Genomic DNA, 13,720 nt, shown 5'->3' with positions numbered 1-13,720 from the left:
AGAGATGTCGGCACAGCTCAGCGGTGTCCTGACCGCACTTGCCTCCCCCTTCGCCGCGGACGGGCAGCTCGACGAGAAGACACTGCGTCGTCTGGTCGACCGCAGCATCGACGGCGGTGTCGACGGCGTCGTCGCCTGCGGTTCCACCGGCGAGTTCGCCGCGATGACCGGCGCCGAACGACGCCAGGTCGTCGAGACGGTCGTCGACCACGCCGCCGGACGCGTCCCCGTCGTCGCCCAGACCGGCGCCGTCAGCACCCGCGAGGCCGTCGAACTCTCCCGGCACGCCGAGGCCGCCGGAGCCTCCGTCCTCATGGTCGTCACCCCGTACTACGAGCCGTTGACCATGGACGAGACCCTGCACTACCTGCGCACCGTCGCCGCGGCCGTGCAGATCCCGATCATGCTCTACAACCTGCCGGGTGCCACCGGCGTCAACCTCGACCCCGACACTGTCGGACAGCTCGCCCGCGAGGTCGACAACATCCGGTACATCAAGGACACCAGCGCCGACATGGCCCAGGCCGGTCGCCTGATCCACAACCACGGCGACGTCATCTCGACGTTCATCGGCTGGGACAGCCTCCTCCTCCAGGCCATCACCGAGGGTGCCGCCGGCGTCATGGCCGGCACCGCCAACGTCATGCCCGCCGAACTCGTCTCCATCCACCGTGCACTGCGCGCCGGTGAACTCGACCGGGCCCGGGCCGAGTGGGCGCGGATCTACCCGCTGATGGACGCGATCATGTCCGCCCCCTTCATCCAGGCCGTCAAGGCCGCACTGAACGCCGCCGGGGTCCCGGTCGGCGGCCCCCGTGAACCTCTCCTCGGGCTCGACGCCGCCACGACGGCCAGGATCTCCGCCCTGGTCGAGGCGACACTGCCGCAGCTCTCCGCCGCGCACTGACGAACGGCACGACACCACGGCAATCGGCCGCACGACGGTACGGCCACCGCACCCGGCCGTACGACACGGCGGCCACCGCACCCCAGCAGTACGACCCGACCACTCCCCGAGGAGCCACCGACCATGAGCACTGCTGCCGACCAGACGACAGCCGCCGTTCGGCGCGCGGCCGACGTACCGTCCCTGCTCGCCGAGGGCGACCTTCCGCCGGCCCGGCACTTCGTCGACGGTGCCTTCGCCGAGCTGGCGACCGACCGTGTCATCGACGTGGTCGACCCGTGCACGGAGGACGTCATCGCCCGGATTTCCGAGGGAAGCGCCGAGGACGTCGACCGGGCGGTGGCGGCCGCGGTGGCGGCCAAGGGCCGGTGGGCCCGGCTGCTGCCCAGGGAGCGTTCCGAGCTGCTGCACGCGATCGCCGACCGGCTGGCCGACCACACCGACCTGCTGAGCAGGCTGGAGTCGGCGAACACCGGCAAGCCGCTCGCGGTGTCCCGCGACGACGTCGGCCAGGCGATCGACACCTTCCGCTTCATGGCCGGCGCGGTCCGCGCGACCACGTCCCTGGCCGCCGGCGACTACGCGGAGAACCACCTCTCGGTCATCCTGCGCGAACCCCTGGGTGTCGTCGGCGTGGTCACCCCGTGGAACTACCCCCTGCTCATGGCGGTCTGGAAGATCGCCCCGATCCTCGCCGCAGGCAACACCCTGGTCCTCAAGCCGTCCGAGCAGACCCCGCTGACCACGCTGAAGTTCGCCGAACTCGTCGCCGACCTGCTGCCTGCCGGTGTGCTGAACGTGGTGAACGGCTACGGTACGACCGTCGGTGCCCGGCTCGCCGAGCATCCGGACGTGAACATGATCGCCCTGACCGGTTCGGTCAACAGCGGCCGCGCCGTCGCCCGGGCTGCCGCCGACACCCTCAAGCGCGTCCACCTCGAACTCGGCGGCAAGGCACCGGTGGTGATCTTCCAGGACGCCGACCTCACGGCCGCAGCAGCAGCGTTGCGCGTCGCAGGCTTCTGGAACTCGGGCCAGGAGTGCGGGGCTGCCTGCCGTGTCCTCGTCCACGAGTCGGTCGCCGACGCGTTCGTCGAGGAACTCGTAGGCGAGGTCGGGGCGTTGGTCGTCGGCGAGCCGCAGGCCGGTGAGGACGTCGAGGTCGGCCCGATGGTCTCCAAGGCCCACTTCGACCGGGTCACGGGGTACTTGGAGCGGGCGAAGAAGGAGGGTGTCCGGGTGGCGATCGGCGGCGGGGCCCTGGACGGTCCCGGTTACTTCGTCGCCCCGACCGTCCTGGTCGACGTCCCCGAAGGAGCCGAGGCCGCCCGTGAGGAGATCTTCGGCCCGGTGATCACGGTCGAGACCTTCACCGACGAGGACGAGGCCGTACGACGAGCCAACGACGTCCCCCTCGGCCTGTCCGCGTCCGTGTGGACCGAGAACGCCCGCCGCAGCCACGACATCGCAGCCCGCCTCGACTTCGGGACTGTCTGGGTCAACTCCCACCTCGTGCTGGCCAGTGAGGTCCCCTGGGGCGGCTTCAAGGGCTCCGGCTACGGCCGCGACCTCTCGATCTACGCACTGGACGACTACTCGCGCACCAAGCACGTCATGCACAACCACGGGCGCTGAACCCGTCCGTACCCGGAGGTCTGCTGTGACCGTTGACGACCCCCTGATGAGTCCGTTCGTCCTGAAGAACCTGACCCTGCGCAACCGCATCGTCAGCACGTCACACGAGCCCGCGTACAGCGAGGACGGCCTGCCCAAGGACCGCTACCGCGCTTACCACGTCGAGAAGGCCCGCGGCGGTGTCGCGTTGACGATGATCGGCGGCAGCGCCCTGGTCAGCCGGGACAGCGCACCCGCGTTCGGCAACCTCCAGCTCTGGAAGGAGGAGGCGGAGCCCTGGCTGCGCCGCCTCGCCGACCAGGTGCACGAGCAGGGCGCCGCCGTGATGACCCAGCTCACCCACCTCGGCCATCGCACCAGCAACTACACCGACAACTGGCTCCCGGCCATCTCGGCCGGCAACGTCCGCGAGCCCGCACACCGGGCGTTCGCCAAGGCGGCCGAGCAGTGGGACCTCGACCGGGTGCTCCAGGACTTCGTCGACGTCGCCCAGCGCTGCGAGGCGGCCGGCCTGGACGGCATCGAACTCATGGCCTGGGGGCACCTGCTGGACTCGTTCTGGACGCCGTTCTGGAACCACCGCGACGACGACTACGGCGGCACGTACGAGAACCGGATGCGCTACCCGCTCCAGGTCATCCGAGCCGTACGAGCAGCAGTCGGAACGGACTTCGTCATCGGCGCCCGGATGACCTTCGACGAGGAGCGCGAGGGCGGCCTGGAGACGCCGGAGGCGCTGCGCATCGCCGAGGACATCACCGCGGCCGGCATCGACTTCATCAGCCTGATCAAGGGCTCGATCGGCACCGACGCCCATCTGGCCCGCACCATTCCGCCGATGTCCACACCGGCCTCCCCGCACCTGGAGTTCGCCGGCCGGATCAGACAGAAGCTCTCCGTCCCGGTCATGCACGCAGCCCGGATCAGCGACGTCGCCACCGCGCGGTACGCCGTCGCCGAGGGACTGCTCGACCTGGTCGGCATGACCAGGGCGCTGATGGCCGACCCCGAACTGCCCAACAAGGTCCGCGACGGCCGCACCGACCGGATCCGCCCGTGCGTCGGCGCCAACATGTGCATCGACGGCATCTACGCCTCCGGCGCCGCGTACTGCATGCACAACCCGTCCACCGGGCGGGAATTGGAGGTACCCCAGCGCATCGACCGTGCGAGCACGGGAAGCCGGGTGGCGGTCGTGGGGGCCGGGCCCGCAGGTCTGGAGGCGTCCCGGGTCCTCGCCGAACGCGGCCACGACGTGCACCTTTTCGAGGCCGCCGACAAGGTGGGCGGCCAGTTGCTGCTCGCCTCGCTCGCTCCGCGCCGCCGTGATCTGCGCGGCATCATCGACTGGCGTACCGAGGAACTCGCCCGTCTGGGTGTCCGGATCTCGTTGAACACCTATGTCACCGCCGAGACCCTCCTCGACGACCAGCCATGGGACGTCGTGATCGTCGCGACCGGCGGTACACCCGCGGCCCCCCGCATCCCCGGGGCCGGGTTGGTGACCGACACCTGGGACGTCCTCTCCGGGGCACACCGCCCCCGGGGACATGTGCTGGTCTACGACGACCACGGCGGCAACCAGGCACTCGACGCGGTGGAGGCCCTCGTCGGGGGAGGCGCCACGGTCGAGCTCGTCACACCGGAGCGAACGCCGTCGCCCGACGTCGGCTCCCTCACAGCGGCCGGTTACTTCAACTCGCTGGCGGAGAACGGTGTCACGGTGACGGTCCTGCGCCGGCTGCACGGGGTCAGCAGGACTCCGGACGGCCTGGAGGCGGAATTCGGCGTCGACGGCTTCGGGTTCCGTGAACGCCGCACATTCGACGCCGTCGTGGCGGAGATGGGCACCGACCCGGTCCAGGAGCTGTACGACGAACTGGTGGGCTCCTCGACCAACCTCGGTGCCGTCGACCTGGCGGCTCTCCTCGACCGCGGGCCCCAGTCGGTCGTACGCAACGAAGAGGGCTCGTTCCGGCTGTTCCGCATCGGGGATGCGGTGGCAAGCAGGAACGTCCACGCCGCGATGCTGGACGCGGCACGCCTCTGCCGGGCGATCTGAGCCGCCGTGACAGGTCGCGTCCGTAGCAGGAGCCCTTGAAACCGCGCACATGTCCCTGCCGCGTCCAGGGGGCAGGCCGCGGCGGAGGTGGCGCCCCGAACCCCTCCACCGACCAGCCTGTTTATGATTCAGTCGTGCCTATGTCCAAGCGCGTCGAGCCCTCGCCCTCGCTGACCGACAAGGTGTACGCGGTGCTGCACGAGGCCATCACGACCGGCGAGTATCCGGCCGGCTACCGTCTGCGTATCCGCGACATCGCCGCCGAGGTCGGAACCAGTGTGATGCCGGTGCGTGAAGCGATCCGGCGCCTCGAGGAGTCCGGCTTCGCCGAACGCGTTCCGCACAAGGGCTCGGTGGTCAAGGGCCTGGACCCCGCCGAACTGCTCCACGTCTACGACACACGACGCCTCCTGGAGGTCGAGGCCGCGCGCCGCGGTGCCGCGCGGATCGGTTCCGCGGACGTCGCCCGTATGCGCCAGGAGTACGAGCTGATGCGGCGCGCGATCACCGAGGGCGCCGTCGTCCCCTACCTCGACCACGACGAGGCGTTGCTCGCCATCCTCTACGAGGCGGCCGGCAACCCCGTGCTGCTCGGCACGATCCGCACGATGTGGCAGCACTGCCGCGCCTACAAGATCGTCGGTGCCCGCGCCGCGCTCGACGCGCCCGGCGACAACTCGCTCTGGCGCTACCAGGAACGCCTCGTCGAGGCCGCGGACGCGAGCGATCCCGAGACGGCGGCCGCGATCTCCAACGAGTCGCTCGTCGATGCCACCGACCGGATCAAGTCGCGACTCGAACCCCAGGGCTGACGCCCGCTCCGGCGGTTCTCAACTCCTCGACCGAGCCCGGGACTTGCCTCGCGGACTCCCGGACCGGCGTCCGGTGACCGGAATTCGTCCGGATCGTCACTGAACGTCACTGAATCCTTGTGCCCCGAACTGCCCGACGTGAGTCGGACAGGTGGTTCACGCGGGCGGTGGCCGGCCGTGCCACCGCCCGCTCCGGCATGCCCGTGAGCCTCGTGATCGGCCCCGCACCAACGCATCGAATTTTTCGAAAGTAGCGTTTTCCCAGGTCACAGGCTCTTTGGCAGATAACGAAGCAAAAAAGATATGTGATCACATCTTGTCAGGCCCTAGTGGAGGTGCGAAGTTACGTGCCACCACCGAGCCCCGCGTCAGCGTGATCCGGGCCCGAGTCGGAATCAATCCGCCCTGGCATTTTCCGCCAAAGGAGCGCGTCATGAAGCGTCTGCGTCATCCTCGTCTTGTCCACTTCGCGGCGATCGTCGGATCCCTCGCCCTGATCGGGTCGACGGCCGCGTGCGGTTCGTCGAACGACGGGTCCACCGCCTCCGCCGGCTCGGGCGATGTGTCGAAGAAGGTCGACTCGATCGCCGCCATGGTCCCCAAGGCCATTGCCGAGAAGGGGACTTTGACGATCGCCGCGGCCACCTACCCGCCCGCGGTGATCGAGCCGGCCAACGGCGCCACGCCGACCGGCTGGGACGTAGAGAACGTGCGGCAGATCGCGGCGGTCCTGGGCCTGAAGGTCGACGTCAAGATCGTCCCGTTCGGCGGCATCATCGCCGGTCTCCAGGCGGGCCGTTACGACGGCGCGACCGGAGAGATCTACGCGACGCCCGAGCGCACCGCGACCGTCACCTTCGTGATCAACCACTCGTCGAGCGACGCGCTCATGGTGCCCGCCGGCAGCGGGATCACCAGCGCCGCCTCGGAAACGGACCTCTGCGGTCACACCCTGGCCGCCGAGCTCGGTTCCGCCGAGGCCAAGCTGGCCGGGGAACTCGCGGACAAGTGCAAGAGCGCGGGCAAGAAGGCGATCACCGTCAAGACCTTCGAGGCGCAGGCCAACGTCAACCTCGCCCTGCGCGGCGGGCGCGTCGACGCGGCGGTGAGCAGCGCCAGCCAGATCGCCTACGTGCTGAGCCAGTCCAAGGACGGGTTCAAGCTGGTCGAGCTGCCCTGGGCCCCCAAGTACAAGACCGGCTTCGTGCTGGGCCACAACAGCGATTCGGCGCAGATGGCGAAGGCGATCGAGGCGGCCACCAACCACCTGATCGAGAACGGTGAGTTGAAGAAGATCCTCGACAAGTTCAACGACGGCCAGGGTCTGATCGACAAGGCCGAGATCCTGCCGTCCTCCGCCGGCTGATCGAAGGGGACGCGAACGATGAAAGCAGCTACCACCGTCGACGCCACACATGTGGATCCGTCAGCCACTCCGCCTTCGGAGATCGTGCCGATGCGGTACCAGGGCCGGCGCCTGACCGCCCTGATCGTTCTCTTCATCGCGGCGGACCTGGGCTACTCCGTGGTGAACAACCGCAACTTCGACTGGCCGCTCGTCCGGGACTACCTGTTCAACGCCGAGATCATGAAGGGCCTGGGCACCACGCTGATCCTCACCGCGGTGTCCATGACCCTGGGCATCGTCCTCGGGATCGTCCTGGCCGCCTGCCGGATGTCCGAGAACCGGGTGCTCTCCTACCTTGCGGGCGCCTACCTGTGGTTCTTCCGGGGTACACCACTCCTCGTCCAGCTGATCTTCTGGTTCAACCTCTCGGCCCTCTACCCCCGGTTGTCGATCAGCGTGCCGTTCGGCGGCGTCGAGATCGTCGGCGCGTCCACCAACAGTGTGCTGACCCTGTGGGCCGTCGCCATCATCGGTCTGACCCTGAACGAATCCGCCTACATGGCGGAGATCGTCCGCGGCGGACTCCTCTCCGTGCCCGGACACCAGTCGGAGGCGGCCGTGGCACTCGGCATGAACCGCTGGCTGACCTTCCGCAGGGTGGTGCTGCCCCAGGCCCTGCGAGTGATCGTGCCGCCCACCGGCAACCAGGTCATCGGCATGCTCAAGCACACCTCGCTGGTGAGCATCATCGCCCTCGCCGACCTCCTGTACTCGGCACAACTCATCTACTCCCAGAACTTCCACACCATCCCGCTGCTCGTCGTGATCTCGATCTGGTACCTCGTGTGCACCACGGTGCTCTCCTACATCCAGGGCCACATCGAGCGTCACTACGGCCGCGGAGTCCAGGCCGGCGCGGGCCGGCCGAGCGGAGTCGCGAAACTGCGGGCACTGGGCTCGCGGCGTCCGCAGCAGCCCCGGGCGAACGACAACCCGACCACGGCGTGACGAAAGGACCGGTGAAGCTCCGAATGAACGCAACAGAGACGGCAACCCGCGCCACTGACAGCCCGAAGACCGATCCGATCGTCCGGGTCATCGATCTCCACAAGAGCTTCGGGCAGGTCGAGATCCTCAAGGGCGTCGACCTGGAGGTGCACCGCGGTCAGGTGGTAGTCATGCTGGGGCGGTCCGGCTCGGGCAAGAGCACCCTGCTGCGGTGCGTCAACCACCTCGAACGCCCCTCCAGCGGCACCGTCATCGTCGACGGCGAGGTGATCGGCTACCGCATCAAGGGCGACAAGCTGCACGAGCTGCCGCCGTCGGCCATCGCGAAGCAGCGCACCAGGACCGGCATGGTCTTCCAGTCGTACAACCTCTTCCCGCACATGACGGTGATGGAGAACCTCATCGAGGCCCCGCGCCGGGTCAAGGGCGTGGACCGGGCCACCGCCACGCGGGACGCGCTGCAGGCGTTGGAAGAGGTGGGGATGGCCCACAAGGCCGATGTCTACCCGAGTACCCTGTCCGGCGGTCAGCAGCAGCGGGTGGCGATCGCCCGCGCTCTTGTCATGAAGCCCAGCGTCATGCTGTTCGACGAGCCGACCTCGGCGCTCGACCCCGAGCTGGTCGGTGAAGTCCTCAACGTCATGAAGCGGCTCGCCACCAGTGGGATGACAATGATCGTGGTGACCCACGAGATCGGCTTCGCCCGGGGCGTCGCCGACGAGGTGGTCTTCATGTCCGAGGGCCGGCTCGTGGAGAAGGGCCCGCCGTCCCAGGTCATCGACGCACCCGCGCACGAGTCCACACGCTCCTTCATCGACAGCATTCTGTGATGACGTTCAAGCGAATGATCCACGCCGTCGAGACGCACTCGGGCGAGCCGATGCGTGTCATCACCGGGGGTGTCCCCAACATTCCCGGTGTCTCGGTCCACGAGCAGATGAAGTGGCTGGAGGCGAACGACGACCAGCTCCGCCGACTCATGCTGCGCGAGCCCCGAGGCTATCCTCCCCTGTGCTGCAACCTGATCGTTCCGCCCAAGCACCCGGACGCGGCGGCCGGTTACATCATCATGGAGCAGGTCGAGTACCCGGTGATGAGCGGCGGGAACACCATCGCCGTTGCGACCGTGCTGCTGGAGACCGGCATGATCCCGATGCAGGAGCCGGTCACCGAGTTCAAGCTGGAGGCTCCGGCCGGGCTCATCGGGATCCGCGCCGAGTGCCGGGACGGCAAGGTCAGGCAGGTGACCTTCGAGAACGTGCCCGCTTTCGCCGCACACCTCGACGCCGTGATCGACGTCCCCGAACTGGGCAGGGTCACCGTCGACGTCGGCTGGGGCGGCATGTTCTACGTGATCGCGGACGTACGGCAGTTCAAGGGGCTGCGGCTGACCCCGTCGCACGGCCGGGAGATCACCCGGGTCTCCTCGCTCATCCTCCGCGCCGCCCAGGAACAGTTGCCGGTCGAGCATCCGGAGTACCCGGGGATCGGCATCACGATCTCCCAGCTCTCCGGACCCACCGACAACCCGGCCACCGACCGGAAGAACGCGGTCACCGTGGCGAGCGGCCCCGTCGACTTCGCCGACCCCGCGACCTGGACCGGCTCGATCGACCGCTGTCCCTGCGGCACCGGCACCTGCGCACGCATGGCCACCCTGCACGCCAAGGGCGAGCTGCGACTGGGCGAGCGGTTCCGCCACGAAGGGATCCTCGGCACCGTCTACACCGGCGAGCTCATCAAGGAGACGAAGGTCGGCCCGTACAAGGCGGTCGTTCCGACGATCAGCGGCGAAGCCTGGATCTCCGGGTACAGCACCTATGTCCTCGATCCCGACGACCCCTTCACCGAGGGCTTCACGGTTGGCGACCTGTGGGCGTGACCCACAGGGCGGGCACACGGTGCGTCGAGGAGGAGAGGACATCCATGGCACAGCAGTCCGGCGAGGCAGGGACGGTCACGGTCGACCGCGATCGGCTGATCGAACTCTGCACGCAGGCGGCGCAGGCCGCGGGTGCCGATCAGTGTGCCGCGCGGTCGCTCGCCCTGGCCACCGTCGAGGCGGAGAGCGCGGGCAACACGGCCGTAGGGGTCGCGCACCTGTTTGACTACCTCCGGTCGTACGAGTCCGGTCGTATCGTCGCCGACGTGGAACCGGAGGTGCTCCGGCCCGCACCGGCCTGCATCGTGGCCGATGCCCGCGACGGACTCGCCCAGGTCGCCTTCGACGAGGCCTTCCCGGAGCTGGTGGAGACGACGGCACGGCTGGGGACGGCGACGCTGTGGATCCGGAACTCCTACACCTGCGGCGAGCTCGGCCACTACCCCCGGCGGCTGGCCGAGGCCGGACTGATCGCCGTGGCATGCGCCAACAGCCCGGCTCTGATGTCACTCGGGGGTTCCGCCACGAGGGTGCTCGGGACCAACCCGATCGCCTACGCAGTGCCCCGCGCCGACAGCCGGCCGTTCGTCATCGACCAGGCGTCGTCGCAGACGGCGTACGTCAACGTGCGCCGGGCGGCGCAGGCCGGAACACCGCTTCCCGAAGGCTGGGCCGTCGGACCGGACGGGGCCTCGACCACCGACCCGGACCAGGCGCTCCAGGGCGCACTGCTGCCGTTCGGCGGTCACCGGGGCGGCAACATTGCGCTCCTCGGCGAACTGCTGGCCACCCTGGCGGGCGCCGCGTTCTCCGTCGACGCGGCCCCCTTCGACCACGGCTCCGGCCCCCCGGGCATCGGCTTGTTCGTCCTGTGCCTGTCCCCGGACACGTTCCCGGGATCCGTGCCACGCGCCGAGCAGCACGTCCAGCGCCTGCACGACGAACACTCGGTACGGCTGCCCGCCTGGACCACGTCCCCGCAGCCCCCGAAGACCGTCCGGCTGGACCGCGACCTGGCCGACCGGCTCCTCGCCGCGACCCGCAAGTCGGTTCAGGAACAGGTGCCTACACCGTCCGGACCAGCGGAGCGTCCGTACGGTGCGTGATCTCCTCCGCCGTCACCCGCGGCGCGCACTCCACGAGCGCGAGTCCCCCGGGTGTCACGTCGAGGACGCCGAGGCCGGTGATGACCCGGTGGACGCAGTGCTCGCCGGTCAGCGGCAGGGTTCTGTTGTTGCTGTTCGTTCAGGAGCCGGCGCGTACGGCGTGCGAGAGGGACTTCATGCCGCCGTGCACCATGAGACCGCCGTCGACCGGGATCTCGGCACCGGTGACGAAGGACGCCTCGTCGGAGAGGAGGAACACCACGAGCGGGGCGACCTCGTCGACGGTTCCGGTGCGGCCGAGCGGGGTCTCCCGGAGGTTCGCCTCGCGGAACGCGGGCGCGGCCGAGGCGGTCATCTCCGTCTCGATGAAGCCCGGCAGGACGGTGTTGACGCGGATACCGCGCGGACCGGTTCCATCGCGGCCGTCTTCGACAGGCCGCGCAGCGCCCACTTGCCGGCCGTGTACGCCACCGGGTAATGGGCGGTCAGGGCCGCCGCCGAACCGACGTTCACGATCGACGCGCCGGGCCGCATCAGCGGTGCCAGGTACTGGATGCCGAGCAGCGGCCCGGTCACGTCGACCGCGTGGACGCGGGCCATGTCCGCGGGTCGTACGTCGTCGATGCGGGCCCGCCAGGTGATGCCCGCGTTGTTGACCAGGCCGTGCACCTGCCCGTACGCCTCGTTCGGATCGGCGGCCAGCTTCGCCCAGTCGTTCTCGCGGGTCACGTCGAGGCGGCGGCAGCCCGGTGCCTCGACGACGTCGGTGGCGATCACCCGCGCGCCCTCGCGGGTCAGCGCCTCGGCCTCCGCCGCGCCCTGCCCGCCGGCCGCGCCGGTGACCACGACGACCTTGCCTAGGAGCCTCTTGGGATGCAGGTCGTCGGTCACGGCCGTGCCCGGTCACGGCGCCGGGCGACCGGCAGCGGCAGCGGCTCGGATCCGGTCACCACCGTGTTGGAGACGCTGCCGATGCCCTCCACGGTGAGCGTGACGGTGTCGCCCGGCTTGAGCGGCGGCGGGTCCTGTCGGCCCCGTACACCCCACAGCTCGGCCAGGCAGCCGCCGTTGCCGCAGGTTCCCGAGCCGAGCACGTCACCGGGGCGCACCCAGGTGCCCCGGGAGGCGTACGCGACCATCTCCTCGAAGGTCCAGCTCATGTTGGACAGCAGGTCCTCGCCGACCACCTCGCCGTTGATCTCGGCGGTGAGCGCGAGCCGCAGGAAGCCGTCCTCGTCCCGGTACTTCTCCAACTCGTCGGCGGTGACCAGGTACGGGCCCAGCGTGGTGGCGGTGTCCTTGCCCTTGCAGGGGCCGAGGTTCACCTTCATCTCGGCGGACTGCAGGTCGCGCGCGGACCAGTCGTTGAAGACGGTGTAGCCGACGATGTGCTCGCGGGCCTGCTCGGGGGTGAGGTCGCGGCCCTCCCTGCCGATCACGGCGGCGACTTCGAGTTCGAAGTCCAGCACGTGGGAGCCGGGCGGTACGGGGATGTGGTCGTGCGGGCCGTACACCGCGTAGGGGTTGGTGAAGTAGAAGGTCGGAGCCGCGTACCACTGCTCGGGCACGCCCGCGTTGCCGTCGATGGACCGCCGTACGCCCTCGACATGCTCCTCGAAGGTGACGAAGTCCCGCACGGTGGGCGGCTGGAGCGGCGGCAGCAGCCGCACCTCCGAGACATGCGGACCGGCCGGCATATCGAGCATCGCCGCGCCCGCCTCCAGGAGTTCGGGCAGCCCCCCGCCCGCCGCGAGCAGCCCGGCCAGCGAGGTGACCCCGGGCAGCGGATACAGGTGGTCGTCCTCTTCGACGACGGCCACCTGGCGTCGGGAGCGGTACTCGTACGTGGCGAAACGCATGGGAGGTCCAGTTCGTCAGGAGAACGGGTGGAACGAGCCCGGGGACGCGGCGGGCAGTCAGGGCAGTGACAGGGAGTCGCCGCGCCCCCGGAGCAGAGGCGAGGAGCAGGACGGTCAGACCGGCGGGGCCACGAAGACACCGCGGTCGACGTCGTTGAACGACTCCTTGGCGACCAGTTCGTTCATCGGGTTGGCCGTGCCCCACTGGTCGGTGACCTCGGGTTTGGAGAAGTCGTAGACGCTCGGGTGCCAGGTGTCCTCGTCGAGGAGCTCCAACTCGGTGGTGTACTCGACCGTGTTGCCGTGCGGGTCGAGGAAGTACGTGAAGGTGTTGTCACCCGCCATGTGCCGGCCCGGACCCCAGACCTTCTTGAAACCGGCCCGGATGACCCGGCCGGAGCCGCGCATGTACTCGTCGATGCCGCGCATCTCGAAGGAGACGTGGTGCAGCGAGGTGTGCGGGCCCTTCGCCAGCGCCATCGAGTGGTGCTGGTTGGAGATCCGCATGAAGTGCATGACCTCGCCCATGTGCGGCGAGCTGAGCGTGTCGGAGAGCCGGAAACCGAGGTGCTCCTCGTACCAGGCCCGGGTCCTGTCCAGGTCGGGGGAGTTGAGCACCACGTGCGACAGCTTGACCGGGATCGACTCCTTCTCCTCGATCTTCCGGTGCCGGCGTACCTCGACATCCGCGGAGACCTCGATGGTCCGGCCGTCCACGTCGAAGAACCGGAAGCCGTAACCGCCTCCGGGCGTGTCGACCTTGCCCGGTTGTGAGATCAACTGCACGCCACCGGCAAGGAGTTGCTCGGCAAGGATGTCGACGTCCGCGGCGGAGGCGGCGCCGTACGACACCAGGTCGAGGCGCTTCTCGTCGGCCTGGCGCAGCCGGATCACGTACTGCTCGGGCGAGCCCTCGGCGGCCAGGAAGGAGATGCCCGATTCCTCGGCGACCTTGGTCAGACCCCAGACACCGGCGTAGAAGTCCAGCTGCTTGTCGTAGTCGGGCACGGCGAGGTCGACGTGCCGGAGGTGGGTGAGCAGACGGTTGCTCATGGGGGTTCCTCCTCAGAACAATTCAGCAGTTCGGAACAGATCCAGCAG

Annotated in this window: 11 protein-coding genes and 1 pseudogene; 9 read left to right on the top strand and 3 right to left on the bottom strand. The window is 69.1% G+C overall.

The window, feature by feature from the left end:
• Nucleotides 1–4 precede the first annotated feature (4 nt).
• The 9 genes from dapA to ACIRR9_RS26660 all read left to right on the top strand — a co-directional run bounded on the left by dapA (nucleotide 5) and on the right by ACIRR9_RS26660 (nucleotide 10,760).
• Complete coding sequence (gene dapA / locus ACIRR9_RS26700; RefSeq protein ID WP_403756471.1) at nucleotides 5–907, top strand: 4-hydroxy-tetrahydrodipicolinate synthase; 903 nt, start codon at nucleotides 5–7, stop codon at nucleotides 905–907.
• 123 nt (nucleotides 908–1,030) lie between these two features.
• Complete coding sequence (locus tag ACIRR9_RS26695; RefSeq protein WP_403756468.1) at nucleotides 1,031–2,542, top strand: aminobutyraldehyde dehydrogenase; 1,512 nt, start codon at nucleotides 1,031–1,033, stop codon at nucleotides 2,540–2,542.
• Between the two features lie 25 nt (nucleotides 2,543–2,567).
• Nucleotides 2,568–4,604, top strand: coding sequence for an FAD-dependent oxidoreductase (locus ACIRR9_RS26690; protein WP_403756465.1), 2,037 nt, complete (start codon nucleotides 2,568–2,570; stop codon nucleotides 4,602–4,604).
• A 140-nt stretch (nucleotides 4,605–4,744) separates the two neighbouring features.
• Nucleotides 4,745–5,416 (top strand): GntR family transcriptional regulator, encoded by a 672-nt coding sequence (locus tag ACIRR9_RS26685; RefSeq protein WP_403756969.1) that lies wholly within the window; start codon nucleotides 4,745–4,747, stop codon nucleotides 5,414–5,416.
• Nucleotides 5,417–5,849: 433 nt separating this feature from the next.
• On the top strand, nucleotides 5,850–6,782 hold the full coding sequence (locus ACIRR9_RS26680; protein ID WP_403756462.1) for an ABC transporter substrate-binding protein: 933 nt from the start codon (nucleotides 5,850–5,852) through the stop codon (nucleotides 6,780–6,782).
• Nucleotides 6,783–6,800: 18 nt separating this feature from the next.
• Nucleotides 6,801–7,772 (top strand): amino acid ABC transporter permease, encoded by a 972-nt coding sequence (locus tag ACIRR9_RS26675; protein ID WP_403756459.1) that lies wholly within the window; start codon nucleotides 6,801–6,803, stop codon nucleotides 7,770–7,772.
• Nucleotides 7,773–7,795: 23 nt separating this feature from the next.
• Nucleotides 7,796–8,602, top strand: a complete 807-nt coding sequence (locus tag ACIRR9_RS26670) for an amino acid ABC transporter ATP-binding protein (RefSeq protein WP_403756457.1) — start codon at nucleotides 7,796–7,798, stop codon at nucleotides 8,600–8,602.
• Nucleotides 8,602–9,654, top strand: a complete 1,053-nt coding sequence (locus tag ACIRR9_RS26665) for a proline racemase family protein (protein WP_403756454.1) — start codon at nucleotides 8,602–8,604, stop codon at nucleotides 9,652–9,654. Before ACIRR9_RS26670 ends, ACIRR9_RS26665 begins: the two co-directional genes overlap by 1 nt.
• 44 nt (nucleotides 9,655–9,698) lie before the next feature.
• On the top strand, nucleotides 9,699–10,760 hold the full coding sequence (locus ACIRR9_RS26660) for an Ldh family oxidoreductase (protein WP_403756451.1): 1,062 nt from the start codon (nucleotides 9,699–9,701) through the stop codon (nucleotides 10,758–10,760).
• A gap of 139 nt (nucleotides 10,761–10,899) precedes the next feature.
• Here ACIRR9_RS26660 and ACIRR9_RS26655 read toward each other — a convergent pair.
• The 3 genes and pseudogenes from ACIRR9_RS26655 to ACIRR9_RS26645 all read right to left on the bottom strand — a co-directional run bounded on the left by ACIRR9_RS26655 (nucleotide 10,900) and on the right by ACIRR9_RS26645 (nucleotide 13,672).
• Nucleotides 10,900–11,639: pseudogene (locus tag ACIRR9_RS26655) on the bottom strand (SDR family NAD(P)-dependent oxidoreductase).
• A gap of 8 nt (nucleotides 11,640–11,647) precedes the next feature.
• Nucleotides 11,648–12,619: a fumarylacetoacetate hydrolase family protein gene (locus ACIRR9_RS26650; RefSeq protein WP_403756449.1), complete on the bottom strand. Its 972-nt coding sequence runs from the start codon at nucleotides 12,617–12,619 to the stop codon at nucleotides 11,648–11,650.
• 114 nt (nucleotides 12,620–12,733) lie between these two features.
• Nucleotides 12,734–13,672, bottom strand: coding sequence for a VOC family protein (locus ACIRR9_RS26645; RefSeq protein WP_403756446.1), 939 nt, complete (start codon nucleotides 13,670–13,672; stop codon nucleotides 12,734–12,736).
• Nucleotides 13,673–13,720: the final 48 nt, after the last annotated feature.

This window comes from Streptomyces sp. NPDC101234 (genome assembly GCF_044767525.1).
Lineage (GTDB): Bacteria > Actinomycetota > Actinomycetes > Streptomycetales > Streptomycetaceae > Streptomyces > Streptomyces sasae.
The sequence above is the reverse complement of the archived record's forward strand: the minus strand, read 5'-3'. Positions and strand labels throughout refer to the sequence as shown.

Excerpts from the sequence above, each read along its gene's own strand:
- ACIRR9_RS26695 (WP_403756468.1), top strand. The coding sequence starts at position 1,031 with ATGAGCACTGCTGCCGACCAGACGACAGCCGCCGTTCGGCGCGCGGCC.
- ACIRR9_RS26660 (WP_403756451.1), top strand. The coding sequence starts at position 9,699 with ATGGCACAGCAGTCCGGCGAGGCAGGGACGGTCACGGTCGACCGCGAT.
- ACIRR9_RS26685 (WP_403756969.1), top strand. The coding sequence starts at position 4,745 with ATGTCCAAGCGCGTCGAGCCCTCGCCCTCGCTGACCGACAAGGTGTAC.
- ACIRR9_RS26665 (WP_403756454.1), top strand. The coding sequence starts at position 8,602 with ATGACGTTCAAGCGAATGATCCACGCCGTCGAGACGCACTCGGGCGAG.
- ACIRR9_RS26680 (WP_403756462.1), top strand. The coding sequence starts at position 5,850 with ATGAAGCGTCTGCGTCATCCTCGTCTTGTCCACTTCGCGGCGATCGTC.
- ACIRR9_RS26670 (WP_403756457.1), top strand. The coding sequence starts at position 7,796 with ATGAACGCAACAGAGACGGCAACCCGCGCCACTGACAGCCCGAAGACC.
- ACIRR9_RS26650 (WP_403756449.1), bottom strand. The coding sequence starts at position 12,619 with ATGCGTTTCGCCACGTACGAGTACCGCTCCCGACGCCAGGTGGCCGTC.
- dapA (WP_403756471.1), top strand. The coding sequence starts at position 5 with ATGTCGGCACAGCTCAGCGGTGTCCTGACCGCACTTGCCTCCCCCTTC.
- ACIRR9_RS26645 (WP_403756446.1), bottom strand. The coding sequence starts at position 13,672 with ATGAGCAACCGTCTGCTCACCCACCTCCGGCACGTCGACCTCGCCGTG.
- ACIRR9_RS26675 (WP_403756459.1), top strand. The coding sequence starts at position 6,801 with ATGAAAGCAGCTACCACCGTCGACGCCACACATGTGGATCCGTCAGCC.